General features: G+C 60.2%; 20 protein-coding genes. 13 read left to right on the forward strand and 7 right to left on the reverse strand.

Features of this window, described 5'->3' with window-relative positions; all coding sequences use genetic code 11:
* Positions 1 to 233 precede the first annotated feature (233 nt).
* Positions 234 to 1,025 (forward strand): HpcH/HpaI aldolase family protein, encoded by a 792-nt coding sequence (locus tag QD357_RS10270; protein ID WP_414124222.1) that lies wholly within the window; start codon positions 234 to 236, stop codon positions 1,023 to 1,025.
* A 472-nt stretch (positions 1,026 to 1,497) separates the two neighbouring features.
* On the opposite strand, the gene QD357_RS10275 is transcribed toward QD357_RS10270, so the two are convergent.
* A complete protein-coding gene (locus QD357_RS10275) occupies positions 1,498 to 2,691 on the reverse strand; it encodes a Gfo/Idh/MocA family protein (RefSeq protein WP_183938072.1) in 1,194 nt (397 codons plus the stop codon).
* 234 nt (positions 2,692 to 2,925) lie between these two features.
* Between QD357_RS10275 and QD357_RS10280 the strand changes: the two genes are divergently transcribed.
* From QD357_RS10280 to QD357_RS10310, 7 genes are all read left to right on the forward strand, one after another.
* Positions 2,926 to 3,960 carry a LacI family transcriptional regulator gene (locus QD357_RS10280; protein WP_414124223.1) on the forward strand — a complete coding sequence of 345 codons (1,035 nt, stop codon included), beginning with the start codon at positions 2,926 to 2,928 and terminating at the stop codon, positions 3,958 to 3,960.
* Positions 3,961 to 4,206: 246 nt separating this feature from the next.
* Positions 4,207 to 5,136, forward strand: a complete 930-nt coding sequence (locus QD357_RS10285) for a sugar phosphate isomerase/epimerase family protein (protein WP_414124224.1) — start codon at positions 4,207 to 4,209, stop codon at positions 5,134 to 5,136.
* Positions 5,137 to 5,147: 11 nt separating this feature from the next.
* On the forward strand, positions 5,148 to 6,269 hold the full coding sequence (locus QD357_RS10290; RefSeq protein ID WP_183938075.1) for a Gfo/Idh/MocA family protein: 1,122 nt from the start codon (positions 5,148 to 5,150) through the stop codon (positions 6,267 to 6,269).
* A 214-nt stretch (positions 6,270 to 6,483) separates the two neighbouring features.
* Positions 6,484 to 7,731 (forward strand): ABC transporter substrate-binding protein, encoded by a 1,248-nt coding sequence (locus QD357_RS10295; RefSeq protein WP_414124225.1) that lies wholly within the window; start codon positions 6,484 to 6,486, stop codon positions 7,729 to 7,731.
* Between the two features lie 73 nt (positions 7,732 to 7,804).
* A complete protein-coding gene (locus QD357_RS10300) occupies positions 7,805 to 8,743 on the forward strand; it encodes a carbohydrate ABC transporter permease (RefSeq protein WP_414124226.1) in 939 nt (312 codons plus the stop codon).
* Entirely contained in the window at positions 8,743 to 9,651 is a 909-nt protein-coding gene (locus tag QD357_RS10305; protein WP_183938078.1) for a carbohydrate ABC transporter permease, read from the forward strand. Before QD357_RS10300 ends, QD357_RS10305 begins: the two co-directional genes overlap by 1 nt.
* Positions 9,652 to 9,654: 3 nt before the next feature.
* Positions 9,655 to 10,740, forward strand: coding sequence for an ABC transporter ATP-binding protein (locus tag QD357_RS10310; RefSeq protein WP_414124227.1), 1,086 nt, complete (start codon positions 9,655 to 9,657; stop codon positions 10,738 to 10,740).
* Between the two features lie 43 nt (positions 10,741 to 10,783).
* Here the strand turns inward: QD357_RS10310 and QD357_RS10315 are convergent, their stop codons facing one another.
* The 4 genes from QD357_RS10315 to QD357_RS10330 form a co-directional block, all read right to left on the reverse strand.
* Positions 10,784 to 11,845, reverse strand: coding sequence for a class I SAM-dependent methyltransferase (locus QD357_RS10315; protein WP_414124228.1), 1,062 nt, complete (start codon positions 11,843 to 11,845; stop codon positions 10,784 to 10,786).
* A gap of 182 nt (positions 11,846 to 12,027) precedes the next feature.
* Entirely contained in the window at positions 12,028 to 12,579 is a 552-nt protein-coding gene (locus tag QD357_RS10320; RefSeq protein WP_414124229.1) for a glutathione peroxidase, read from the reverse strand.
* A gap of 98 nt (positions 12,580 to 12,677) precedes the next feature.
* Positions 12,678 to 14,123, reverse strand: a complete 1,446-nt coding sequence (locus QD357_RS10325; RefSeq protein ID WP_414124230.1) for a M81 family metallopeptidase — start codon at positions 14,121 to 14,123, stop codon at positions 12,678 to 12,680.
* A gap of 8 nt (positions 14,124 to 14,131) precedes the next feature.
* On the reverse strand, positions 14,132 to 15,265 hold the full coding sequence (locus QD357_RS10330; RefSeq protein ID WP_414124231.1) for an ROK family protein: 1,134 nt from the start codon (positions 15,263 to 15,265) through the stop codon (positions 14,132 to 14,134).
* A gap of 365 nt (positions 15,266 to 15,630) precedes the next feature.
* Here QD357_RS10330 and QD357_RS10335 point away from each other — a divergent pair, with 365 nt between their 5' ends.
* Positions 15,631 to 17,127 carry an MDR family MFS transporter gene (locus tag QD357_RS10335; RefSeq protein ID WP_414124232.1) on the forward strand — a complete coding sequence of 499 codons (1,497 nt, stop codon included), beginning with the start codon at positions 15,631 to 15,633 and terminating at the stop codon, positions 17,125 to 17,127.
* Positions 17,128 to 17,146: 19 nt separating this feature from the next.
* On the opposite strand, the gene QD357_RS10340 is transcribed toward QD357_RS10335, so the two are convergent.
* Positions 17,147 to 17,944, reverse strand: a complete 798-nt coding sequence (locus tag QD357_RS10340) for a FadR/GntR family transcriptional regulator (RefSeq protein ID WP_414124233.1) — start codon at positions 17,942 to 17,944, stop codon at positions 17,147 to 17,149.
* Between the two features lie 453 nt (positions 17,945 to 18,397).
* Between QD357_RS10340 and QD357_RS10345 the strand changes: the two genes are divergently transcribed.
* The 3 genes from QD357_RS10345 (at position 18,398) to QD357_RS10355 (ending at position 23,289) form a co-directional block, all read left to right on the forward strand.
* Positions 18,398 to 19,861, forward strand: a complete 1,464-nt coding sequence (locus QD357_RS10345) for an MFS transporter (protein WP_414124234.1) — start codon at positions 18,398 to 18,400, stop codon at positions 19,859 to 19,861.
* 444 nt (positions 19,862 to 20,305) lie between these two features.
* A complete protein-coding gene (locus QD357_RS10350) occupies positions 20,306 to 21,352 on the forward strand; it encodes an NAD(P)-dependent alcohol dehydrogenase (RefSeq protein WP_414124235.1) in 1,047 nt (348 codons plus the stop codon).
* Between the two features lie 194 nt (positions 21,353 to 21,546).
* Positions 21,547 to 23,289, forward strand: a complete 1,743-nt coding sequence (locus QD357_RS10355) for a cation:proton antiporter (protein ID WP_414124236.1) — start codon at positions 21,547 to 21,549, stop codon at positions 23,287 to 23,289.
* A gap of 33 nt (positions 23,290 to 23,322) precedes the next feature.
* Here QD357_RS10355 and QD357_RS10360 read toward each other — a convergent pair whose 3' ends face one another.
* The gene (locus QD357_RS10360; RefSeq protein ID WP_414124237.1) at positions 23,323 to 24,231 is read right to left on the reverse strand and encodes an acetamidase/formamidase family protein; all 909 of its coding nucleotides are present in this window, start codon (positions 24,229 to 24,231) and stop codon (positions 23,323 to 23,325) included.
* A 280-nt stretch (positions 24,232 to 24,511) separates the two neighbouring features.
* On the opposite strand from QD357_RS10360, the gene QD357_RS10365 reads away from it, so the two are divergent.
* Positions 24,512 to 26,287: an adenylate/guanylate cyclase domain-containing protein gene (locus tag QD357_RS10365; protein WP_414124238.1), complete on the forward strand. Its 1,776-nt coding sequence runs from the start codon at positions 24,512 to 24,514 to the stop codon at positions 26,285 to 26,287.
* Positions 26,288 to 26,425 lie beyond the last annotated feature (138 nt).

A 26,425-nucleotide genomic window follows, 5' to 3' on the forward strand; every position in this document is an offset into this window, starting at 1 on the left:
ATCTATCCTTCCTTCGAAGGCTTGAGTTGGACCGCGGCAAGCTCCCTCAGCTTGTCGCGGTCGCCGTCGTCGGATAGCCGATACCCATCGGCCGTATCTTTCGGGTAGCCGAGGCGCTGGAATTCGCTATTGTCGGCAGCGACGAAAATCTTATTTCCAGGGCCGTCGCCCCTTCGGCGGCATGAAGCAATTCGGCCTCCCCTTGGCGGGCTTGGCAATCGAGGAAAATCACTATGACCACTGATATCGACGGTTTCGCGGGCCGCCTGAAGCGCCGGGAAAATGGAGGCATGATCTCAGCCTGGATCGGCACGCCCGATCCGCTTCTGGTGAATCACCTGTCGCAGGAGGCTTTCGACGCGATCGTCCTCGATATGCAGCATGGCATGTGGGACATGGCCTCTGCGGCGAACGGCATTTCGCAGGTGCGCCTCGCCGGCAAGCCGGCCATCGCGCGCATCCCCGTCGGCGATTTCGCGTCGGCTTCGCGGCTGCTCGATGCCGGGGCCTCCGCCATTATCGCGCCAATKATCAATTCTGCCGATGACGCCCGCGCTTTGGTGAAAGCAACGAAATATCCGCCGCTCGGTGAACGCAGTTGGGGGCCGTCGCTCGCGCTCAATCATTTCGGCATCGCCGCTGACGAGTATCTGCAGGGTGCCAATGGACTGACCGTCACCATCGCCATGGTCGAGACCCGGGCCGCGCTCGATGCCATCGACGAAATCCTCGCGGTTGACGGCATTGACGGCATTTTCATCGGCCCATCCGATCTCTCCATCGCGCTCTCGAATGGTGCGCGTCTCGCGCCCGACAGCGCTGCGATCGATCAGACATTGGCACATGCCGTGGCGCGTTGCCGCGCCCATGGCAAGTTGATCTGCGCTTTCGGCACTGACGGCGAACGCGCCGGTCAATTCCTGAAGCTCGGCCTGGATCTCGTCATTGCCGGCGCCGAAACAGCTCAGCTCCGCGCCGGTGCTCGCACCGCAATCGCAGCCGCCCGGAAGGTTGCTGCTTCCTGACATATCGACGGAATTGAAGCCAAATCAGGCGCAGCCTCATTTGCGGTCGGGCACTGCACGACCTACGCGAATGGGCTGCCGGTCTTGGCTTCAATGCACTGTAGGTGCCGACTCTCTTTCCTGGTACTGAGGAAGACGCCAGACGGAAAAGACTGGCCGAGATTTCCGATGCCGGCGCCCCTTAAGGGGCGGTTTTGACATAGCAGGGATTATACATGTTGAAGCCGCAGCCATTTCCGACGGCTTGGGCGGGCGTAGTAAAATTCTGCAACGCGATGGCTACCAGTGCAGCCGCTATTACAGGCAAAATCGTCTTCGTATACTTATCCATGAAAGCCGCCAATATACAACCTATGCGGATATATCTAGTCCGATTCTTGTGCGGTTGCGAGAGGTGATATGGATGCGTATCGAAATCTGCGGTGTGCCGAGCTGACGAAGAAATTTGACGCCCAGACTTGCTGTCCGGAAATCAGAACCGATCGTGCTCGTAGACCACTTCAGCCCAGGTTCCTGTCGCCGTCGACTCCAGGCAAGCATCGATGAAGGCCAGACCGTCGACGCCGGTCCAGGCATTGGGCGTTAGGTGGGCCAGCGGATCGGGCTCGGCGCCGGCAATGCGGGCGGCTACCAGCTCGGCGAAATCTGTGTAGATATTGGCGAAGGCTTCGAAGAAGGCTTCAGGATGGCCGGTGGGGAGGCGGGTGCCTCGCTGGGCGTGCGGGTGCAGGCTCGGCAGGCCGCGTGTGCGTAGCTCGTCGGCGCGGTTCAGCCGCATGACACGCAGATCGTTGGCCTCGGCCTGGTTCCAGGAGATGCCGCCGTCTTCGCCATAAGCCTCGATGCTGACGACATTCTGCGCGCCGGTTGCCACCTTGCTCACCAGCATCTGGCCCCGCGTGCCGTCATCGAACTTCAGGATCACTTGCGCGGTGTCATGTGCCATGCGGCCGGGCAGCGATGGGCCGACATCCGCAAGAACAGCGGCAATGCGGCGCCCGCAAACAAAGCTCATCAATTGATGCGCATGCACGCCGATATCACCAAGCACATGGCTCTTGCCGCCTTTGGCCGCATCGAGCCGCCATTTGGTGCGTGGCGCCATCTTATCCGGCTCGGCCTCGACGGGTCGGCTAAGCGAGCCTTGCACGTAGCGGACATTGACGAGACGGAGAGCGCCGATTTCGCCACTGGTGACGGTGGCGCGCGCCTCGCGCACCATGGGATAGCCGGAGTAGTTATGGGTGAGCGACAGGATACGGCCGCGGTCATGCGCCTTGCGGGCGAGCGCCAGCGCGCTGTCGTAGTCGTTGGTCAGCGGCTTGTCGCAGATGACGTCAAGACCGGCGTCGAGCGCGGCCGCAGCGTATTCATAATGGCTGTCGTTCGGCGTCATGATGGCGACGGCGTCGATGCCGTCGGCCCGCACGGTTTCGGCTTCGATCATGCTTGCGACGTCTACATAACCGCGCTTGATGCCGAAGGCATGGGCGGAGTTGAGCGACCGCTCCGGATCGGAGGAAAAGACGCCGGCAACGAGATCGAAGCAATCGTCGAGGCGGGCGGCCGTGCGATGTACCGGACCAATAAGCGAGCCCTGTGCGCCGCCGATCAGGCCGAGCCGCACTCGCCTGCCGAGAAGTTTGAAAACCACAGCCTGCGACATGTAACCCGCCTTTCGTACTGACCGATGAGAGAAATGAAATAGCGCGATCCTAACACCAGCACAGCGCCACGCTCGACATTTCGCATATGGCGCGCAAAGGAAATGCATTGAGATTAGTGCCTAACCGACGACCCAAGAGTGCTTGCACGCGCATTCGGCAGCGGGCATTGTCGCGCGGACGATATAAAGCGAAGGGATTTGTCCAGCATGCAGGGATCGGCGATAGGGCGTGGCTTGCGGCGTGATGCAGGTCAGCGGGTGACGTTGCGCACGGTCGCAACCGCACTTGGCCTGTCGATCACCACGGTCAGCCGCGCCTTGAAGGAAGGCCCTGAAGTCAATCGCGAAACGATCGAGCTGGTGAAACGGGTCGCCGGCGAACTCGGCTATCGCCCAAATCTCGGCGGCCTCAATCTTCGGACCGGCAAGACCCATGCGATCGGCATCGTGCTGCCTTTTGAGCGCGAAGGCGAGATGAACATCGTCGTCGCATCGCTTGTGGAAGGCGTGTCGCGCCATATGAAGAGCTGCGGCTACCGGACCACCGTGGTGCCGCAGCTACAGGCGGATGACCCTTTGGCGACGGTTCGCGATCTCGTCGAAGAGGGCTCCGTCGACGGCATCATCATCACCCATACGAGACCGCAGGACGACCGCGTCAAATATTTGCTGGAGGTCAGCACGCCCTTCGTCACCTTTGGGCGCACCGAGCTCCTAAGCGTCCACCCGAGCGTCGACCTCGATCATGAGACGATCGGTGCGGAAGCGGCGCGGTTGCTTCTTGATGCCGGCCATCGCCGGCCCCTCTTGATCGCGCCGTCCAGCCAGTTCACCTACAGCCTGCAATTCGTCAAAGGCTGGAGCAAAACGTTTACGTCGCGCAATCTCCCCGTTCCTGATGAACTCATCCATTTTGCCGCAACGACGCCGGACAGCGGCGAGGAGCTGGCCAAAAATATCGCCGCCTGGCATCCGGAGGCGACCGGCGCCTTCGTCGCCAGTGAAGAAGCCGCTCTCGGTTTCCTCGCCGGGCTGCGCAAGGCCGGCCGGCATACGGGCAAGGATTTCGGATTGGTCACCTATGGCGGTACGCGATTGCACGATTTCTTCAATCCGCCGCTCAGTGCCTTTTTTTATTCCAATTATATCATCGGGGAGCGCCTGGCCTCCCTCTTGCTCCGCGCGATTGGCGGCGACGATCCTAGCGACCTGCGCGAACTCGTCCGTGCCGAATTCGTAGATCACGACAGTCAGGCGCTCTCTTCGTAATTTCAATTCGCTTCGCAACGTCAAGTTATCCGTCGAAGCTATTCGTAACGTTATTATTTCAGATAATGCCGCAAAATCCCAAGGTAATGCCTTGAAAGTGGCTGCTTGACAGGATTGCGCTTATCTATCATTCGTAACGTTACGTATTGCCGATCGGAGGGGTTTGAGGCTCTGTGCGGCAGGCAATGTCAGCAGAGAACGGGAGCCTCGTATCTCGCAGGCGACCGCATTCCATGGGAGGATGCCGTGGGCACAGGCTCGCTTTTCTTCGGATCACCAATCTGGACGTTCAACTGGAACCCGCCTTATGAGGCGCCGCTGAGGCGGCTGGCGCGGACCGGCTGCAAGGGTTTCGAGCTCACTTCCTGGTCGGTCGATATGCTGGACTATTATAGCCCGGCGACGATCCGGGGTCTGAAGGCGATCGCTGAGGGCGAGGGACTGACGCTCACCAATTTCTTCTTCAATCTGCCCTTTAGCCGTCAGGCGGGCGCCGCCTTTTCCACCGTCAATCTCGACGGCTACAAGCGCGGGGTCGAAGTCGTGGCCGAGATCGGCGCGCCGATCATGACCAGCATGACGCCCTATCCATTCCAATCCGACGTCAAGCCGATCCTGCAGCGGCCGATCTCGCAGGAGTGGACGGCCGCCGTCGAGCCGCAATGGAACTGGTCGGCGGAATATAACGTCGTCGTCGATGGTTTCGCCAAGGCATGCGAAATTGCGGGCTCGGCCGGGTTGCGCGTCGCCATCGAGCCCCATCCCTATCGCTGGGTCAGCTCCGGCCAGGGCATGCTCCGGCTGATCGAGCGCACCGGTGCTTCGAACCTGGGCCTGAACTTCGACCCCAGCCATCTCTTCCCGGCCGGCGATATGCCGCATTATGTCGTGCTGGCGCTTGGCGACCGCATCTTCAACACGCATTTCTCCGACAATGAAGGCCACACCAACGCCCACTGGCGTCCGGGCCGCGGCAAGATCGACTGGAAGGCGATCTTCTCCGCTCTGCGGGCGATCGGCTATTCCGGCCCGATCACGCTGGAGCTGGAAGATGCGCCAGGCGCGTCGCACTGGACGCACTTCCGCGAGGCGACGCCCGAATTCGATCAGGAGATGCGGCGTGGCATGAGCTATCTGCGCGACGCCGCTGCTGAACTCAACATCATCATCTCTTAGAGGCCATATTCATGAGCACCGCACCCATGAAAGTCGGCATCGTCGGCGCCGGCAATATCAGCGCCACCTATGTCGCTACCCTGCACATGTTCGATTTCATCCGCGTCAAGTCGATCTATGACCTCTATGAGGAGCCGGCAAAAAAGCTCGCCGCCCAATTCGGCATCGCGGTCGTCTCGCTGGATACCATGCTTGCCGACCCGGAAATCGGTTTGATCATCAACTTGACGACACCGGTTTCGCATTATTCGATCAGCAAGAAGGCGCTTCTCGCCGGCAAGCATGTCTATTCGGAAAAGCCGCTTGGCATCAGCATGGCGGAGGCCGAAGACCTGATGTCGGTCGCTCGTGCCGGCGACCTGCGTCTCGGCTGCGCGCCCGACACGTTCCTCGGCGGCGGGCATCAATTGGCGCGCCGGCTATATGATGAAGGCCGTATCGGCAAGGCGGTGTCGGCCACGGCCATGTTGCTTCTCCCCGGCCACGAGCACTGGCATCCGAACCCGGCCTTCTTTTATGGCCGTGGCGGCGGCCCCATGCTCGATGTTGGTCCCTATTACGTCACCAATCTCATCGCGTTGCTTGGTCCCGTGCGCGAAGTCTTCGGCACCGCCAAGATCACCCGCATCGAACGCACGGTGAAGACCGATCCGCGCCGAGGTGAGACGATCAAGGTGATGGTGCCGACGCATCTGACTGGCGTTATGGAGTTTCACAACGGTGCGACGATCACCATTGCCACGAGCTTCGATGTCATCAAGCATAAGCACAATCAGATCGAGATTTACGGCTCCGAAGGAAGCATGGTAACACCGGACCCGAACAACTTTGCCGGCAAAGTTGAAATATTCCGCGATGGCGGTGAGGATTGGGAAGAAATCCCGGTCGATCATCCCTACACGGAAGGTGTGCCGGGCCATCTGGGCCTGCGTGGTTTGGGCGCGGCCGAAATGGTAGATTCCCTTCGCGCAGGGCGCCAGCATCGCGTATCCTCGGAGCTCGCCTTCCACGCGCTGGAGGTGATGATGGCCTTCGAACGTTCGGCACAGTCGCGCAAGGCGGTTGCAATTCGCAGCAGTTGTGGCCGGCCAGATCCGATCCCGCGCACAATTAATGAGGGACGTTTCGCATAGGCTGCGTTATAGAGAGTTAGGAGAATTGGCAGTCCTTCCAGACTGCATGCTTGACGAAGGGGCGATGTCGAGGAAGCATTGCCCGTTCGCCGCAGGGAATGGAGGCCCGGCGGCGCAATCTTGGAGGACGACAGCATTCGGCAGCCGATGTCTTCGGACGGCGGCGGCTGAAATACAGGTGTTCAGAAGAACGCCATCAAAAGAGGAGGAGCATATGCGTGGATTGTTAATGGCATTGGTTGGCGCCACGGCGCTGATCGCAGTCGGCGTTACCGGCGCTCAGGCTGAGGGGAAGAGAGCCGAGGTCCTGCACTGGTGGACGTCCGGTGGCGAAGCTGCCGCCGTGCGCGAACTGGCCAATGCATTCAACGCCGCCGGTGGCCAATGGGTGGACACCGCGATCGCAGGGTCCGGCTCGACCGCACGTCCGATCGGCATCAATCGCATCATCGGCGGCAACCCGCCGACAGCTATGCAGTTCAACACCGGCACGCAAATGAACGATCTGGCTCAGCAGGGCCTGCTGCGTCCGCTCGACGATCTCGCCAAGGAACAGGACTGGAAATCGGCACTGACGCCGGCCTTCTACAATGCTATCCAGTATCAAGGTCATATTTACGGCGCACCGATCAACGACCATGGCCAGAACTGGATCTTCTATTCCAAGGCCGTCTTCCAGAAAGCCGGTGTGACCGAAGAGCCGAAAACCTGGGATGAGATGTTTGCCGCTCTCGACAAGATCAAAGCCGCTGGCCTGATCCCTGTCGCCGTCGGCGGTCAGCCCTGGCAGCTTCAGTCGATGTTCAACTCCATCCTGCTCGGGGAGGGCGGTAAGGAGCTTTACAGCAAGGTCTGGAAGGATCTCGATACCGACGCCGTCAAGTCCGACAAGTTCAAGCACGTAGCGGAAGTCTTCGCCAAGCTGCGCAACTATCAGGACCCGGGCAGCCCGAACCGCGACTGGAACGTGGCGACCGGCATGCTGATCGACGGCAAGGCCGGCATCCAGTTCATGGGCGACTGGGCGAAGGGTGAATTCATCCATGCCAACATGGTCGCCGACAAGGATTTCGGCTGCATCCTCGGACCGGGTGAATCCAACTTCATGATGGGCGGCGATATCTTCGTCTTCCCGGTCCTGAAGGACAAGACGGCGACCGATGCACAGACGCTGCTGGCAACGGTMATCATGTCCAAGGAAGGCCAGCTCGCCTTCAATTCCAAGAAGGGCTCCGTGCCGGTCCGCCTCGACGTTGATACGTCGAAGCTTGACGCCTGCGCCCAGAAGGGCCTGACCGCGCTCAAGGATCCGACCCGTCAGATCCTTGCGCCGGACGTGCTCACGGCTCAGGACATCGTTCAGACCGAACAGGACCTCGTTGCCCAGTATTGGACGACCCCGAGCATGACAGCCGACCAGTTCGCAACCCAGTTCGCACAGGTCATCGAGCAGGCGAAGTAAGCCTCATCCGACATCCATGCGGCGGCAGGGCCTACCTGCCGCCGGTTTCCATGAATGAGGAGGAGCTGACGCCATGAGTATCCCCGAAACTGCTGCCGGAGCCATTGCTGGGGCCGGCGCCGGGACGACTGCCACTAGGAAGAAGCGGCATCTTTCCGCCTATGTTGCCCTGTTTCCAGCCTTTATCATCGTCCTGCTCGCCTATGTCGTGACGGTTGTCTGGAACATCTGGATATCGTTCACCGACAGCAAGGTGCTGCCGGTCAACATCTTTGTCGGCACCAAGCAGTACKAACGACTGTTCACGACGGCGCGCTGGCTGCTATCCCTGCAGAACGTTGTCGTCTTCGGCGTACTCTTCATCGCCGGCTGCCTGATCCTTGGCTTTCTTCTGGCCGTCGCGCTCGATCAGAAAGTCCGGTTCGAAAATACGTTCCGAACGATCTTTCTCTATCCCTTCGCAATGTCCTTCATCGTTACCGGGCTTGTCTGGCAGTGGATCATGAACCCGACGCTCGGCCTGCAGAAGGTCGCCGACAGCATCGGGTTCACCTGGATTCGTTTCGACTGGATCGTCCAAAGCGATCTCGCGCTCTACGTCATCGTGCTTGCCGGCATTTGGCAGTCGTCCGGACTGGTGATGGCGATCATGCTGGCGGGATTGCGCGGCGTCGATCGCGAGCTCTGGAAGGCAACACGCATCGACGGCGTGCCGGCATGGCGCGTCTATCTCCACATCGTCATTCCGATCCTGAGGCCGACCATCATCACCGCCAGCGTGCTTCTGGCGATCGCCGTGGTCAGGGTCTACGAGCTGGTGCTGGCGACCACCGGCGGCGGGCCTGGGATATCGACCGAGGTGCCGGGAAAATTCATCATGGATTACCTCTTCGGCCGCGGCAATATCGGTCTCGCGACCGGGGCCTCGACCGTGATGTTCATCACCGTGGTCATCCTGGTCACGCCGTGGCTCTACTACGAATATTTCCGTGAAAAACCGAGGGGGAACTGATGACAATGCCTTCTTCCGTCGCAGTCGCTGCGGGTGGGCCGACCGGGCGTAAGCCGCAGCATCTATCTCCGGCGCGCATCGGCCTTTACGCTTTCCTCGTCATCGCGGCTCTGTTCTTCCTGCTGCCGCTTTATGTGATGATCGTCACCTCCCTGAAATCCATGCCGGAAATCCGCCAAGGCAATATCTTCGCCTTTCCGCAGGTCTGGACAGGCGAAGCCTGGGTGCAGGCGTGGAGCACGGCTTGCACCGGTCTCGAATGCGGCGGCATCAGCGTCGGTTTCTGGAATTCGGTGAAGATCCTGATCCCGAGCATGATACTCTCCATTTTCATCTCGTCGCTGACCGGCTATGCGCTGTCCTTCTGGCGGGTGAAGGGGGCCAATGTTCTCTTCGCCGTCCTGCTGCTCGGCGCCTTCATTCCCTATCAGGTGTTCATCTATCCGCTGGTGCTCATCTACCGCGGCGTCGGTATCTATTCGACGCTGCCCTGCATCATCATCACCCACACGGTCTTCGGCCTGCCGGTGCTGACGCTGCTGTTCCGCAATTATTATTCCAGCCTGCCGATGGAGTTGTTCAAGGCAGCACGCGTCGACGGCGCCGGATTGTGGCAGATCTTCTTCCGGCTGATGATCCCCATGTCGATCCCGATCCTGGTGGTGGCGGCCATCCTGCAGGTGACCGGCATCTGGAACGACTTCCTCTTCGGCGTGGTCTTCGCCGGGCGGGAAAACTTCCCGATGACGGTTCAGCTCAACAACATCGTCAACTCCACCCAAGGCGAGAAGCTCTACAACGTCAACATGGCGGCAACCATCCTTACGGCCCTGGTTCCGCTGATCGTCTATTTCGGTTCGGGTCGCTGGTTCGTGCGCGGCATTACCGCCGGCGCAGTCAAGGGATAATCCATGGCCAATGTTTCCATTCGCGAACTTGCAATCGATTTCGGCAGCGTCAGCGTTCTGAAATCGTTGAATCTTGAAATCCAGTCGGGCGAGTTCATCGTTCTCCTCGGGCCGTCCGGCTGCGGCAAGTCTACATTGCTCAACGCCATCGCCGGCCTTACCGACATCAGCGGCGGCCAGATCTGGATTGGCGACCGGAACGTCACCTGGGAGGAGCCAAAGGACCGCGGCATCGGCATGGTGTTCCAGTCCTATGCGCTCTATCCGACGATGACGGTCGAGGGGAATCTTTCCTTCGGGTTGCGCATCGCCGGCATGCCCAAGGACCAGATCGCCGAGCGCGTTAATCGCGCCGTGCAGATCCTGCAGATCGATCCGCTGCGCAAACGACGGCCGGGCGAACTTTCGGGCGGCCAACGCCAGCGCGTCGCCATCGGCCGCGCCCTGGTGCGCGATGTCGATGTTTTCCTGTTCGATGAACCGCTCTCCAACCTCGACGCCAAACTCCGCACCGAGCTGCGTGTCGAGCTGAAGCGTCTGCATGCTGGGCTCGGCTCGACCATGATCTACGTCACACACGACCAGATCGAAGCGCTGACGCTCGCCGATCGCATCGCTGTCATGAGCGGCGGCGTTATCCAGCAGTTTGCCGCGCCGAAGGAAATCTATCGTCGCCCGGTCAACCGTTTTGTCGCCGGTTTCGTCGGCTCGCCGTCCATGAACTTCCTGTCGGGGCAGGTGGCGAGTAATGGCGGGACACCCGCGTTCATATTGCCCGATGGACGCAAGATCGACCTGAATGGCTATGAATTCTCGGGCACCCCGGGCGACGGCCGGCCCGCAACGCTCGGTGTGCGGCCGGAACAGATTCAATTCACCGCTGCTAACGGTCGCATGTCCAGCTTGCCGGCAACCTTCAGCATCGTCGAACCCATGGGCTCGGACAATCTGGTCTGGGGTCAGATCGGCAAGGAAACCATGTCGGTACGCATCGATGCCGATGAGGAGGTTGCGCTGGAGAGCGAGCAGCCGGTTTACTTCCAGCCGGCGCTCGCGTCCCTGTTTGGCGAGGATGGTCAGCGTCTATGAGATCAAACCGCGCCGCGCGTTCGATGAAGGCGCAGCGCGGTTTTCATGCCCTGACTTCGAAGACCATGTTGAACGGCGTTTCGGTCGCCTTGCGGAAATGCGAATAGCCCGCATCCATGGCAACTTTGCGCAGCTTCAACTCGCCGGCTTGCGCCCCCAAACCCAGCCCGACTTCCTGCGACAATGAAGCCGGTGTGCAGATCATCGTCGAGGCGCCGTAGAAGACACGGCCGACCGGATTGAGATTGTCCTTCAGGCAATCATGCGCAAAAGGCTCGACGATCATCCAGGTGCCGTCGTCCGCAAGACTTTCCCTGACATGCTTGCCGGCGCCGACGGGATCGCCCATGTCGTGCAGGCAATCGAACATCGCCACGAGATCATAGCCGGCAGCCGGGAAATCCTTGGCTGACGCCTGCTCGAAGGTGATGCGGCCGGCAACGCCTGCCTCCTGCGCCGCAGCTTTCGCCCGCTCAATGGAGGGGAGGTGGTAGTCGAAGCCGAAGAAGGTCGAGTTTGGATAGGCCTGAGCCATCAGGATGGTCGAGGCGCCATGACCGCAACCGACGTCGGCAACAGCCGCACCGGCTTGAAGCTTTTCATGCATCCCCTCCAGCGCTGGTATCCATTCCGAAATGAGATGGCTGTTATAACCAGGGCGGAAGAACCGCTCCGTGCCGCGGAACAGACAGGCGCTGTGTTCATGCCAGCCCAGCCCGCCTCCTGTCTTGAAAGCATTGGCAATTTTCGGCTCGTCCATCCACATGGATTGCACGACATCGAAGGCACCGTTGAAGAAGGCGGGGCTGTTTTCTTCGGCAAACACCATGGCCTGCTCGGGCGTCAGGTAGAAGCGTTCGGTCTTGTCGTCATAGCTGACGTATTCGGCCGCGGCCTGTGCCGACAGCCATTCGCGCACATAACGCTCTTTTACGCCAACCTTGTCGGCCAGTTCCGTCGACGTCATCGGCGTCCCGTCCGCCATGGCCTTGAACAGACCCAAATGGTCTCCGAGCGTCACCAACACACCCGAGACCGCCGCGCCGACATCGCCGACAAGGCGTCCAACAAGGGCGTCGAGTTTTTGCATATCAGGTTCGCGCATGACATCTTCCTCCCATCGGAACCGATGCAGCGTTCCGTTCCGATATATTCGAAAGCCGGAAGATACTCCCGGCCGTAGGGGGAGGCAATGATACGACCGGGCTAAGCATGCTTCATGCTGCGCCCGGAAGAAAGCGTAACCTATTGAGATAAAGCTGTATTTTCTAGAATCTATGTCACGCCTCAGCCGGCGCTGGCGAGCTCTTTTTCCAGAACCGAGAGCAAGCGCGGATCGTCTGCCGTAACGTCAGGTGCGAAGCGGGCGGCAACCTTGCCATCCCGGCCGATCAGGAATTTTTCGAAGTTCCAGACGATGCCGCCACCCTGTCCGGTTTCGAGGCCGTGTTTTGCCAGGCGTTCCCGCATCGGCCCGTCACCGGTCGTCTCGACGCCGGAGGCGATCAGGCTGTTGTAGAGCGGATGCCGCTCTTCGCCGGTCACCGCAATCTTGGAGAACATCGGGAACTGCACGTCATAGGTCAAAGTGCAGAAGTTCAGGATTTCGTCATTCGTGCCCGGCTCCTGGCCCTTGAAATCATTGGCAGGAAAGCCGGCAATGACGAGACCGTCGTCGCGCTTGTCTTCGTAGAGCTTTTCCAGCCCTTCATATTGCACCGTCAGGCCGCATTTGGAGGCGACGTTGACGACCATGATGACCTTGCCGCGATAGTCGGCAAGCGTCGTCTCGCTGCCATCGATCCGCTTTACGGGAATATCGAGCACGGTGTCAGTCATCACAATCACTCCAAATCATCTTGAAAACAGGTCGCCGATATCAACGTGCGAAGCGGTTGAAGTCAACCGCACGATTGCGTGACGCGGCTTCGCGACAATCAGCAGCGGCGTACCGAACGGGCTGAAATCGCGACCTCGGGTGTGAAAGCAAAATCCTTATCGAAGGGATAGGTCGGCTTCTGTTTGCGCAGACGCGGTAGGCGCTCGACGAACTGGTCGACGACCCCCGGCGACAGCGCCATCAGGTTCGGATTGGCGATTGGAGCAAGTTCCGGAGAAAGATAGCCGGACTTCACGACAATGATCTTGGCGCGATGCGGATCGAGGCCGAGACGCGTGAAATCGGCGATGTTGTGATAAGGGCGGCGTTTTGCCGACAGCACGAGATCGATGCCGCCAATTGAGACGACCGCCTGTTTGTCCGTGACGTCGTCGGTCTGCAACAGGAACTTGACGGTGAAGGCAGCGGTCACGGGGTTGCTGCCTTTGGTGTCCAGCGATGCGCCGACGGTAAGGTCGAGTCTGGCGCCGACGCCGGCTGCATAGCAGGCTTCGGTCGCGTCCTTATCGGCGATGCCGGCGAAAACGACGCCGGTGGCGCCTTTGGCGATCAGTTCCGCCAGCACATCGGCGCGGTCGCCGACACCGCCGCCGGTCGGGTTGTCGCCGGATTCCGCAAGCACCACAGGGGCCGTCGGGCTGGCGATCGCCTTGGCAACGCATTCCTCGATCGAGCCGGTCTCGCAGCCGAAAACAAAATCCTTGCGGACATCCCAATAGACTTGCGCCAGCCGTTTTGCCTCACGTTCGAGAACGGCGCGGTCCGTGCCTGTCATGATGGCGGCGGCCGTGGCGCGCGGCTCGTCGGCCCAGACATAGCCGACCATCAGCGAGGCATCCCACACGCCCTCGATCGCGTCGATGCCGGGCAGCAGGTCGTAAAGGCTCTTTGCGGGCTCATCGACCGTGCTGGTGCGCTCGCCGGGCAGCACGACGGGGATCGGCGCCCAGAGCAGGATCGGCTTCACGCCGGTCTCCAGGCTGTGGGTGAGCATCGTCACCGCGCGGCGCATGGTTTCCTCGACGTCGATATGCGGCGCGGTGCGATAGGTGGAATACATGTCCAGAGCGTCGATGATGCGCTGGGTGACATTGCCATGCAGATCGTAGCTGGCCGAAAGCGTGCAATCGTCTCCGACGAGATCGCGGGCCGCGCTGATCCAATCGCCCTCCGCATCCTCCATGCCCTCGACATACATCGCCCCATGCATGGCAAGGTAGAGACCATCGAGCGGCAGAAGTKGCTTCAGCCGTTCCAGGAACTCCGCCTTGAAAGCTTCATAGGTGTGGCGGGCGACCGGACCACCGGCGATGGCCCTGGCGTGGATCGTCGGCAGGAATTCGGCATCATAGTCTTTGAGAAATGCGAAATAGGGTGCGGCCGTCAGCTCCTCGCCACGTACGACGCGGAAATCCTTTTCTTCGTTGAGGACCGKATTGTACGTGCTGCATTCGATGTGAATGCCACCAACGGCGATGCGCATGGAAAACCTCAATTCGGATTGGGACCAATCAGGAAATTATGGGCGGCGATGCTGGCCGCACCCCGCGCCCAGATGTCGCCGTCGACGCGTTGCGTGCGGATCGGCGTGTGGCCGGCATAGCGTGGCAACACGTTGGCTTCGATCGCCTGCTGCACGACCGTACCGAACAATCCGTCGAAACTACCTTCGACATGGGTTATCAGGATCATGCCGGGATCGTTGAACTGGATGAGATGAGCGATCGCCAGGCCAAGGGCGCCGCCGGCCCGATGCAGGATGCGGATCGCKACCGCGTTGCCGACGGATGCCTCTTCCTCCAGCTCGGTGAGCGAGGTGCAGGAAAGCCCTTCGGCCTTGGACATTTCCTTGATCGCCTTTATCGAGGCGATGGTATCGAGGCAGCCGCGCTTGCCGCAGCGGCAGGGCGAGCCGTTGGGCTCGATGGTGCAATGGGCGATTTCACCAGCACCGCCGTGATTGCCGCGATAGAGCTTGCCGCGAATGAAATGGGCGCAGCCAATACCGTCGCCAAAGGAGACGACGCTGAAATTCCGGATGTCGCGGGCGATGCCGAACAGCTTTTCGCTGACGGCCACGGCCTTGGCGTCGTTTTCGATGAAGGTCTCGATGCCGGTCTTTTGCCGGATGATCTTGGCAAGCGGCACGTCCTGCCAGCCGAGCAGGGTGGATTGCACGCAATTGGCCTGCTTCTCGTCGACAAAACCGGAGAGCGCTACGCCTAAGCCGGACAATTTCTTCGCCACCTCCGGCCGCCCGGCGAGTAGTTTAGGAAGCGCCTCTGCAATCAGGCTCGCTATGATCTCCGGATCGCGCGACAGCGGCATGTTCTCGCGGGCGATGATCTTGCCGTTGAGATCACTGAGCACCATCGGCGCCGGATCTTCAAGCAATGATATGCCGACAAAGAAGGCACCTTCGGGATGCAGATCAAGCAATATTGACGGCCGGCCCTGGCCATAGACCATTTCGGTTTCGTGCAGGATGCCAAGCGTGATAAGGTCGCGGGCGATACCGCTCATCGCCGCCTTGCTGAGCCCCATCGACGCGGCAAGAACCGTCCGGCTAAGCGGGCCGGATTCGCTGATGACGCGCAGAAGCTGTCGCTGCGAAGAGCTGAGCAATTGATGTTCCGCCTGGGTATTTGCTTCTTATTTTTTCTTGACGATAAGTTTAGCGATTAAACAAATCAACTGCAGTAAATTAGAAAAATGACCTAAGTCCTTTGGCGGATATGGCAGAGCGCAATGACGGGTCGAACGGCACGGTGGCTTGCAAACCGGAGCAATCGAGGAACGAGGCATGCCTTGTTAAACAGTTGACACATGCTGGCATAAGTATGCAATGCTTACTATAATGATTCAGCAGGCCAACGCCCCTGTAGTTGTTTGATCCTTCGACGTTGATCCCAAAATTTATCGTTCGCCCATGGCCGTCTTGACGGTCCGCGTGCGTTTGCTGCCGGGCGGAACAGTCAGAAAGGAATGTCATGTCCAGTACGGCCGATCGCTCAAGACGTCCGTTGGTCATTGTCTCGATCATGCTCGCGACCTTCATGGTAGCGGTCGAGGCAACGATCGTTGCTACCGCCATGCCCCGTATCGTCGGTCAACTCGGCGGTTTTACCTATTATAGCTGGGTTTTCTCCGCATTCCTCCTGGCACAGTCCACGACGACCGTGATCTACGGCAAGCTGTCGGACATCTTCGGCCGCAAGCCGATCCTGATCGGTGGCATTCTGATCTTCCTCGTCGGTTCGGCGCTGGCGGGCCTCGCCTGGTCGATGGCCTCGCTGATCGCCTTTCGGCTGCTGCAGGGCCTTGGTGCCGGCGCCATTCAGCCGGTAACGATGACCGTGGTCGGCGATCTCTATAAGCTAGAGGAGCGCGCCAAGGTGCAAGGCGTGCTCGCCAGCGTCTGGGCGGTGTCGGCCGTTATCGGCCCGCTTGCCGGCGGCATCATCGTCGACAACGTCTCCTGGGCCTGGATTTTCTGGATCAATCTGCCGTTCGGCGTGCTGACCATCATCGGCTTCACGCTCTTCCTGCATGAACAGATCACGCCGCGCGAGGCGAAGATCGACTATCTCGGCACGATTCTGTTTTCGATATCGATCATCTCATTGCTGGTGATCCTCACCGAAACCAATTCCGGCTTCGGCATCCTTGGCCCGCTCGCAATCGTCTTCGTCGTCACCGGCGTACTCTTCCTCCTGCAAGAGCGACGTGCGCCGGAGCCGATCATCTCGATCGAACTCTGGGGCCGGCGGCTGGTGGCAACCAGCAATGCGGCCACACTTCTGGCCGGCATGGCGTTGATCGGTCTGACGACCATCCTGCCGATCTATGTACAGGGCGTGCTCGGCCGCTCGCCGTTGGTGGCCGGTTTCACACTGACGATGCTGATCGTCGGCTGGCCGTTGGCGGTGATGCTGTCGAGCCGGTTTTTCCGCACTTTCGGTATTCGCAGAACGCTGCGCGTCGGCAGCTTCATGTTCCCCTTCGGCTCGGCCTTCCTTTTATTCCTGACGCCGGAGAGCAGCCCGGTTCTGGCCGGCATCGGCTCTTTCCTAATGGGTTTCGGCATGGGGCTCATCAGCCTCACCAGCATCGTGCTTGTGCAGGAAAGCGTGGAATGGTCGATGCGCGGCAGCGCCACGGCGTCGATCATCTTTTCGCGCAGCCTCGGCAATACGCTCGGCGCGACCGCCCTGGGCGCCGTGCTGAATATCGGTATCCTCCATTTCGGCAGCGGCGATCTGGCCGCGAAGCTGCATGACGTCCTGAACCAGCCGACGGGACTTTCCGATCTTGCCAGCGACCCGGCGATCCGCGGCGTCTTCGATGCGGCTCTGCACTGGAGCTTCTGGGGCGTCGTCGTGGTCGCGATCCTGACATTTGCGACCACCTGGCTCATTCCAGTGGCCCATGATGCGGGCCGCAGGCAGATGCCCAAGACGGAGGCGCAGGAGGCGATGACACACTAGCTTCTGCCGTCTTGCCGCCTCAGAAATCGTAGCGATCGATGCGCCAGGCATCGAGCAGGCGGTGCGACGCCTTGAGCGCCGCATCGGGATCGCGGGCGACGATCGCGTCCAGGACGTCCTTGTGATAGGGCAGGGAACGCTTCTGGCCTTCCGCCACTTCGTCATGGCTCTCAAGAGCGCGGTTGGCATAGATCGCGACGGCGATGAGATCGATGAGCTGCGCATAGACCATATTGCGGGTAGCGGCGAAGATCGCGGTATGGAAGCGCAGGTCGGCATCGGCATTGGTGTTGACGTCGCCGATGGTGGAAACCATGTCGTCATAGGCCGAGGCGATGGCGGCGAGATCCTCGTCGGTACCGCGCACGGCGGCTCGCGCCGTCGCTTCCGGCTCCACCACCCGCCGGAGATCCTTGATCGAGCGCATGATCTCCACCGAAGGGCCGGTCTCGTAGTGCCAGACCATGACGTCAGTATCGAGATGATGCCAGTTGGAGCGTTCCTTGACGCGCGTGCCGACGCGGGTCTTGATCTCCACCAATCCCTTGCCGGCCAGGCATTTCATCGCCTCGCGGATCACGGTGCGGCTGATGCCGAACTGCTCCACCAGGTCCGGTTCGTTCGGAAGTGTCKAGCCGACGGGATAATTGCCGCCAACGATGCGGCGGCCGAGTTCATGCACGAAATAGCCGAAGACGCCCCGCCGCGGGATCGTACCGTATTTGCGCACATAGGCATCGAATGGCGACTGCGTCACGATCAGTTTCGTTTCCGGGCTCAGCCGAGAGGCAGTCGTTGCGCCAATGCCATATTTCATTATCCGGGACTCTCATTCCTGTTGAGGGGCCGATACGAGTGAAATCTTCAGCCTATGACGGGCTCTTGAAGGCTTCATGCTGATATTTTTGGTTTACTCGTAGCGGGTCCATAATTGGTCGGTGTCGATTCAGTCGTTCTTATCGCGCCATATCTCGACCGGATAACTCTACCATGTCTTGTGTGCGCATGCCTACTAGAGCCAAATCGAGCGGTTTGTTCGGTAAAAACGAACTGAAATCAGGCTCTGGATAGAGTGGGAAGCTTTGCTCGGGCTGACCGCCTATGCCCAGTGTCGAACTGCCGGGCAAGCAGATCCAGATCAAGTTCTGATCGGGTCGTTAAGCGAAACGTGATCACTTCCTCGAATGGTAGGACGATTTCCGTCTATCGGAAATGGTTCCGAACCGTTTAGATGGCGAGGATTGAAAGGCGGATTCGGAGCAATTTGTGAATGACTGATATTTCCGCGCGCAAACGAGGGCAGGGGGCGCAGGCTTCCAGCTCGCGGCCGCTGCAGATTGCGCTGCTCGTGGCCGGCGCTTTTTTCATGGAAAACCTGGATGGCACCGTCATCGCCACCGCCTTGCCGCAGATGGCCGTTTCCTTCGGCGCCCGCCCTGTGGATCTCAATATCGGCATGAGCGCCTATCTGCTGACGCTCGGCGTCTTCATCCCAATCAGCGGCTGGATCAGCGACCGGTTCGGCGCTCGTCTGGTTTTCACCACCGCCGTCGTCGTCTTCACGTTGGCTTCCGTTCTCTGCGGCTTTGCCAATGGTGTCGGCTCTTTTGTCGCCATGCGCATCCTGCAAGGCATCGGCGGGGCAATGATGGTGCCGGTCGGCCGCCTCCTGGTTCTCAACAATACGCCGAAGGATCGGTTGATCTCCGCAATCGCGACCATCACTTGGCCGGCGCTCGTAGCACCCATTCTGGGGCCGCCGCTCGGCGGTTTCATCACCGATCATGCGAGCTGGCGCTGGATCTTCTTCCTCAATCTGCCGCTCGGCATCGTGGCGTTCATCTTTGCCCTCATGCTGATCCCGGAAACCAAGGCTGCCGCCCGGCCTCCCTTCGATTGGACGGGCTTCGTCATCAGCGGCTTCGGGCTCGCAAGCCTCATGTATGGTCTGGAGCTGGTCGGCCGTCCCGATCCGGTTTGGCTGGAAGCCTGGGGTTACGTTGCCGTTGGCTGCGTGTTGCTTGCGGGCGCCACCTTCCATTTTCTACGAACCGATCATCCGCTGATCGATCTCGTGGGACTGAAACAACAGACTTTCGCCATCACCATTTCAGGCGGCTCACTGTTTMGCATCGCCATCGGCGCCGTGCCTTTCCTGCTGCCACTGATGTTCCAGGTCGGCTTCGGGCTCAGCGCCTTTCATGCCGGCATGCTGACCCTGGCGGTCTTTGCCGGCAATCTGGCGATGAAACCGGGCACGACGCCGATCCTCCGACGCTTCGGCTTCAAGCCGGTGTTGGTGGTCAACGGCATCCTCAATGCTATTTTCATTGCCGCCTGTGCGCTATTTTCGGCCGATACGCCGCTCTGGTTCATCATCCCAGTGCTGTTCATCGGCGGCATGTGCCGCTCGATGCATTTCACGGCGCTGAACACCATTGCCTTTGCCGATATCCCGCCGCAGCAGATGACAGGTGCGAACACGCTGTTCAGCACGGCCTTTCAGGTGACCATGGGGATGGGGATTGCAGTCGGCGCCATCGGCATCCGCATCGGCCAGGCCGTCAGCGCGCCGCTCGGCATAGACGGGATCACCGCCATCGAATTTCGCCTGGCTTTCGTCATACTCGGTATTATCGCGCTACTTGCCGTTCTCGACTGCCTGCCACTCGATGCGAAGGCCGGCGACAATGTCTCGCGCAAGCCGAAACCGGACACGAAAAAGGCGGCCTGAACGGTCGCCTTGGCAGAAGAGTGCAGGTGGAATGCATCGCCGCTCGGCGGCTCAATACGGATAGTGGATAAGGTTATAGCGCAAGAGTACGGCAGGCACTGCGATCAAAAGGAGAAGAAACACTGCTATGCTTGCGGCACGCAACATTTTCAAGCGGCGCGTGCGCTGACCGGTCCAGTCATATACCATTTACACGTCCTCCCGTTCCGTGCGTGCTAAAAGGCAATAAAATCAAACTCTAGTCAATACTCATAATAGAATGACCTTTAACAAGTACCAGCTAATGCATTGGATTGGTGAGGAGTTCGCGCTGTGTGGAGCGGTCTGCTCCTTGTTTTGTAGAAACATCGTTTTGCGACGGAGGGCATGGCTATATAACGGGTGAGGGTGTCCCCGCGGCTGTGCGGGGACGGGAATTTGCTGTCCGAATAGAGGAAAGACGTGATGAGCAAGGTGCGTGCCCTGGTACTGGAGCGTCAGCATGAGCTGGCGTTGCGCGATATCGACCTGCCGCAAGAGGTCGGGCAGGGGGAAGTGAAGATCAAGATTCATACGGTCGGCGTCTGTGGCTCGGACGTGCATTATTATACGCATGGGCGCATCGGCCCTTTTATCGTGGATGCGCCGATAGTGCTCGGTCATGAGGCGGCCGGTACGGTGGTCCAAGTCGGTGCCGGTGTCACGCATTTGAAGGTCGGCGATCGCGTTTGCATGGAACCCGGTATTCCCGACCCCAATTCCAAGGCGAGCCGCCTTGGCACGTACAATATCGATCCCGCCGTGACCTTCTGGGCGACGCCGCCGATCCATGGCGTGCTGACGCCCTTTGTCGTGCATCCGGCCAATTACACCTTCAAACTGCCGGACAATGTCAGCTTTGCCGAAGGCGCGATGGTCGAGCCTTTCGCAGTCGGCATGCAGGCGGCCACGAAGGCGAAGATCACGCCGGGCGATACCGCTGTCGTGCTTGGCGCCGGCCCGATCGGCACCATGGTCGCCATCGCCGCMCTTGCTGGCGGCTGCGCCCGCGCCATCGTTGCCGACCTTGCCCAGCCGAAGCTCGATATCGCCGCTCAGTATCAGGGCGTGATCCCGGTCAATATCCGCGAGAAGAACCTGATCGAAGAGGTCAAGCGTCTGACGGATGGCTGGGGCGCCGATGTCGTGTTCGAATGCTCCGGCTCGTMGAAGGCTTGGGAAACGGTGATGGAACTGCCGCGTCCCGGCGGGGTCATCGTCGCCGTCGGCCTGCCGGTGGCGCCTGTCGGTTTCGATGTCTCGACGGCATCGACCAAGGAAATCCGCATCGAGACCGTCTTCCGTTACGCGCATCAATACGAGCGCTCCATCGCGCTGATCGCTTCCGGCCGTGTCGATCTGAAGCCGCTGATCTCCGAAACTTTCAAGTTCGAGCAGTCGATCGAAGCCTTCGACCGGGCCGTGGAGGCGCGGCCGAGCGACGTCAAGCTGCAGATCGTCTTGGATCAGTAAGCATCTGCTCCCGCCGCCGCGCCCTCTAAACGGCGCGGCGGGTTGCTTTTCTAGCGTCGCATGATCTTGTCTGAAAACACCATCCGCCTTTCGGGATCGTGTCCGGATCGGTAGACGTTCCCGCAAAAGCAATGGTAGCTTAGCATCGATCTGAGGGAACGAGGCGGTAACGCCGGAAAACGGGAAGGGCCGCCGTGCCGCACGACGTCGCATTGATAGCACTGATTGCCGCCGGTTTCGTGTTTGCGGCCATTTTCGGCTATCTCGCCGACAGGCTGCATCTGCCGCCGCTGGTCGGGTACCTCGTTGCCGGTGTCATGATCGGCTCGTCGACGCCGGGTTTTGTCGCCGACACCGCGCTTGCGTMGCAGCTTGCCGAGATCGGCGTCATCCTCCTGATGTTCGGCGTCGGCCTGCATTTTTCGGCGGCTGATCTGCTTGCGGTGCGCGGGGTCGCTATTCCCGGCGCCATCGGGCAAATCGCCATCGCGACCCTCTTGGGAGTTGCCCTGACCTCGCTATGGGGCTGGGGCATCGGGGCCGGCCTGGTCTTCGGCTTGAGCCTTGCCGTTGCGAGTACCGTGGTGCTGCTAAAGGCGTTGGAAGAGCGCAATCTGGTCAGCTCCGCCAATGGCCGCGTCGCTGTCGGCTGGCTGATCGTCGAGGATTTGGCGATGGTGCTGGCGCTCGTGTTGTTGCCGGCCTTTGCCGGCGTTCTCGGCGGCCATGATGGTGTGGGCACCCACGCAAGCAGCGGGCCGATCGGGCTGACCATCGCCATTACCCTCGTCAAGGTGGCCGCTTTTGCCGCCGTCGCCATCTTTATCGGCCCGAAGGTCGTGCCCTGGCTGCTGACCTCCGTCGCCCGGACGGGCTCACGCGAGCTTTTTACCCTTTCCGTTCTGGCCATCGCGCTCGGCATCGCCTTCGGCGCAGCGGAGATATTCGGCGTTTCCTTCGCGCTCGGCGCCTTCTTCGCCGGCCTGATCATGAGCGAGTCCCATCTCAGCCATCGGGCTGCGGCCGATTCCCTGCCGTTGCAGAATGCCTTTTCGGTCTTGTTCTTCGTTTCCGTCGGCATGCTCTTCGATCCGTCGGTGCTGATACATAAACCGCTGATGGTCTTCGGGGTGCTTGCGCTCATCATTCTTGGCAAGGCGCTGATCGCGTTCTGCGTCGTGCTGCTTCTGCGTTATCCCGCCAGGATGGGTTTTGCCGTCGCCGCGGGACTTGCGCAGATCGGCGAGTTTTCCTTCATCCTGGCCGGCCTCGGTGTCTCGCTGGGCCTCTTGCCGCGTGAAGGGCAGGATCTGATCCTTGCCGGCGCCATTTTGTCGATCACAGTCAACCCGCTGGTTTTTATCGGCGTCGAGCGGTTGGAGAAATTGGCCTTTTCACGGTGGCCGGTGCGCATGGCCGGCTATGGTGCGGCCAAGCACGATCGCCTTTGCCGCGACCTGGCTGTCATCAGCCTGCAGCGCGAGGAGAGGGACCGTCAGCATCACCTGGAGATCGAGCAATTGATCGACACGTTTCCGATGTTTGCCGAGCTCGATGAGAGCGCCCAAGAGGAACTTCTGCTGCTCTTCCGGCCAAGATCGGCATCGCCGGGCGATCGCGTCATCCGCACCGGCGACCGGGGCGACAGCATGTATTTCATCGCATCCGGTGCTGTCGAGGTGCAGCTTGAAGACGACGAGATTCCGCTCGGCGCCGGCGCTTTCTTCGGCGAAATAGCCGTGTTGACGGGCGCGCGCCGCACCGCCGACGTGGTGGCTGTCGATTTCTGTCAGTTCCTGGTTCTGGAGCGCCGCGACTTCAATCTCTTCATGTCCCGCCATCCTACTCTACGCGCCGCGGTCAGCAGCATGGCGCAGGAGCGGCAGGAGATGAACGTATCCCGCCAAAGGCGGGACCAATCACTCGACGCGAGTTGATCCCTTTCGGCGGTTGAAAAGCGGGCTTCGGCGTTATCGCCGCGGCAGCCAGGCTTTCGCGACGCGGCAGGCCATCGTATAGGCGGGATCGAACACATTGCCGACGTCATAACGCACGACTTGGCCAAGCAGATGACTGGCGGCGGTCTTGTCGAGGCCGTAGTCGGAGGTCAGCCAGCGGAGCATTTCGCTGGTCGCATGCTGTAGCGCCTGGTCGAGCGGCCGGGCATTACCAACAGTGAAAATATCCTCCGCCGTTTCGCCGCGCGGCCAGATGATCTTCTTCTTTTCGACGCTGAGCCGCACCGTTACCTCGAAGGTGGTCTCGATGCCGGTCCCAACGATTTCGCCGTCGCCCTGCACGGCATGGCAATCGCCAAGGAAGAGGAGGGCGCCCGGGGCCGAGACCGGGAACCAGATCGTGGTGCMGGGTCCGAGCAGCCGGTAATCCATATTGCCGCCGAATTCGCCGCTGGTGGCGGTGGATATGGCCTGGCCGAGGGAAGGGGCGACGCCGAAGCAGCCGATCATCGGCGACAGTGGCAACACGAAAGCCTCAAGGCCCGCGACKGGCTCGGCAAGCCGGGCGGTCAACGCCTGGCGATCGATCTGCCAGATGACCTTGTTGCTTGGCGGCAGGGTCCGCACGTCTTCCGGTTCGACGACATTGCCGGCAACGACGCTTCGGGTAAAGCCCGTGTCGCGCGTCGGAACCATGCCGAGGATTTCGACCTTCAGTGAATCGCCCCGTTCCGCGCCTTCGACAAAAATCGGGCCGTTCATCGGATTCGGGCCTGATGCCMGTTGGATGCCTTCCTTGTCATAGCCGGCGGCATCGAGCGTTTCGGTGACGACCGTGTCGCCATCGGCGATGTGCAAAGCCGGAGGAAGAGAGCCGATAACATTGTGATAGGCCGTTGGGGTAAAGCGGTGTGTTGCCATGGAGCGTCAGCCTTGTCTGAAATTCGGTCCGCCCAGCCTATGCCGGCTTTGGTCGTGACGGAAAGAGCGGAATGGCCGCAGCACGCGAATTGTCACCATGAACCTGCCGCCGGACAACCGGCGGGACGAGATCTCTACCGTCCTCAGGACCCAATAAAAGTATGCCCAAAATATCGCCGGGGCTGGTAGCCCCGAGGTTCGCCTTCAACCATAGGCAGCTTTATGCTACGACAATCGAGGCGGGATAGAGTGTGCGTATCAGGGGGAAAAGACATATCAAATGTTCTCACTCTTCCAGAACTTAAGGAAGCTTTCCGGCTCGATGATCAAGCAGTCGATCAGGAGGCGGATCGTCTCGATTGCTGCCGGCTTGATCATCCTCATGATGGCAACTTCCGTGCTGTCGATGGTGATGGTTGGGCGGCTTGGCCATCTGCTCGATGAGCTGACAGCAAGGTATGATCCGGCGAACGAGCATTTGACGCGGATACATATTCTGTCGCTTGAAAGAGCGCTTACGCTGCGCCGCATGGTGATCGCAAAGATGCAGGATCCGCCTGATGAGGCGGGGTATACGGCTCGCAAACAACTATACGACGCCAAAGGCGCCGAAGTCGACCGCGAGGCGCAGGCTGCGCGCGATCTCATCAACGCGATCATTGCAGATACCAATACACCCTCGGACAATGCGGCGCTGGCGCGCATCGAGAGCCAGATCGGCAGCCTGTTGAGCGACGGTCGCCGTCTTCTGCGTCAGGAAAGTGGGGAACTGATTTCGTCCCTCGCAGCTCGCGACCTTGCGGCCGCGAAAGACCGCCTTCCGCGTGTCGACGCGCTCCGTGACGAGCTCGATCAAAGGATCGACGACCTTCGGGAGGAGATGCTGAAAGTGAGCCATGGCGCCATCACGACGATTAGGGGACAGCAGTCCCAAGCGGTGCTTATCTCTGCGATCGCCACGCTGCTTGCCGCAGTCCTCGGATTGATTTTCGCCAACCTCGTAAGCGGCGGCATCATTCGCTCGGTCCGGCAACTGCTGGAGGGTACGCGGGCGGTTGAGGCTGGCCATCTCGATCAATCCATCGATATCACGACGCGCGACGAAATTGGAGAACTGGCCGCCGCGTTCAACCGCATGGTCGTGCAGTTGCGCGACAACCAGCGCGTCAGGGAAACTTTTGGCAAATACATTGATCCCCGCGTCGTGGAAGGTCTTATCGATCGCCCAAACCTGACGGCAGCCGAAGGTCAGCGCAGGTTCATGACGGTGCTGTTCTGCGATCTCAGGGGATTTACGAGCCTGAGCGAAGGCTTGGTACCCCAGGGTCTGGTTCGCATCATGAACCGCTACTTTTCGCTCATGTCCGAACCTATCCGGACCAACCGTGGAATTATCGACAAATATGTCGGCGATGGCATCATGGCCTATTGGGGTCCTCCGTTCGTCGACGAGGCCGATCACGCGCGATTTGCATGTCTGGCTGCGCTGGAAATGATTGAACGCATCGAGACATTGCGTCGCGAAATTCCCGATCTGCTGGGTGTGCGCGGCACTCCAATGGAGAAATGCGATTTGCGGGTTGGCGTCGCGACGGGGGAAGCATTGGTCGGAAGTATCGGCTCCGATATCATGATGAGTTATACGGTGATGGGCGATGTCGTGAATCTCGCCTCGCGCTTGGAAGGCGCAAATAAGGTTTACGGCACCCGCAATCTGGTCAGCGAGAGAACAATCGCCGCGGCGGGCAGCGCACTCGAGTTCAGGGAAGTCGATCGGATCATCGTCGCGGGCCAAACCCGTGCGGAGGTCATTTTTGAAGTGCTCGGACGCAATGGCGAACTGACGCCAGAACGGTTGGCATCACGAGACCTATATCGGGAAGGACTCGCAGCATACCACGAACGTCGATGGGACGATGCACTCCGCGCATTCAAGGCGTCGCTAGAGGTTGTACCCGATGACGGACCTTCCTTGGCTCTGCTTGCTCGTATCGAAAACCTGAAGGCAAACCCGCCATCCGAAGATTGGGACGGATCTTGGCGTATTGAAAAATAGGCATCGATGTGTGCCTCGAGGAAAAGTTCGGGTTCGGCGGTTTGATGAGAGCGCTGCCTTCCAACGATCATCTCGGTCACGATGGCAGTCGGGCGATCGGCGCATCGAGACACAAAAAACCTCCCGGGTTTCGCCCGA

The sequence above is a fragment of the Rhizobium sp. BR 317 genome, assembly GCF_047445835.1.
In the GTDB taxonomy this organism is placed as follows: Bacteria; Pseudomonadota; Alphaproteobacteria; order Rhizobiales; family Rhizobiaceae; genus Rhizobium; species Rhizobium paranaense.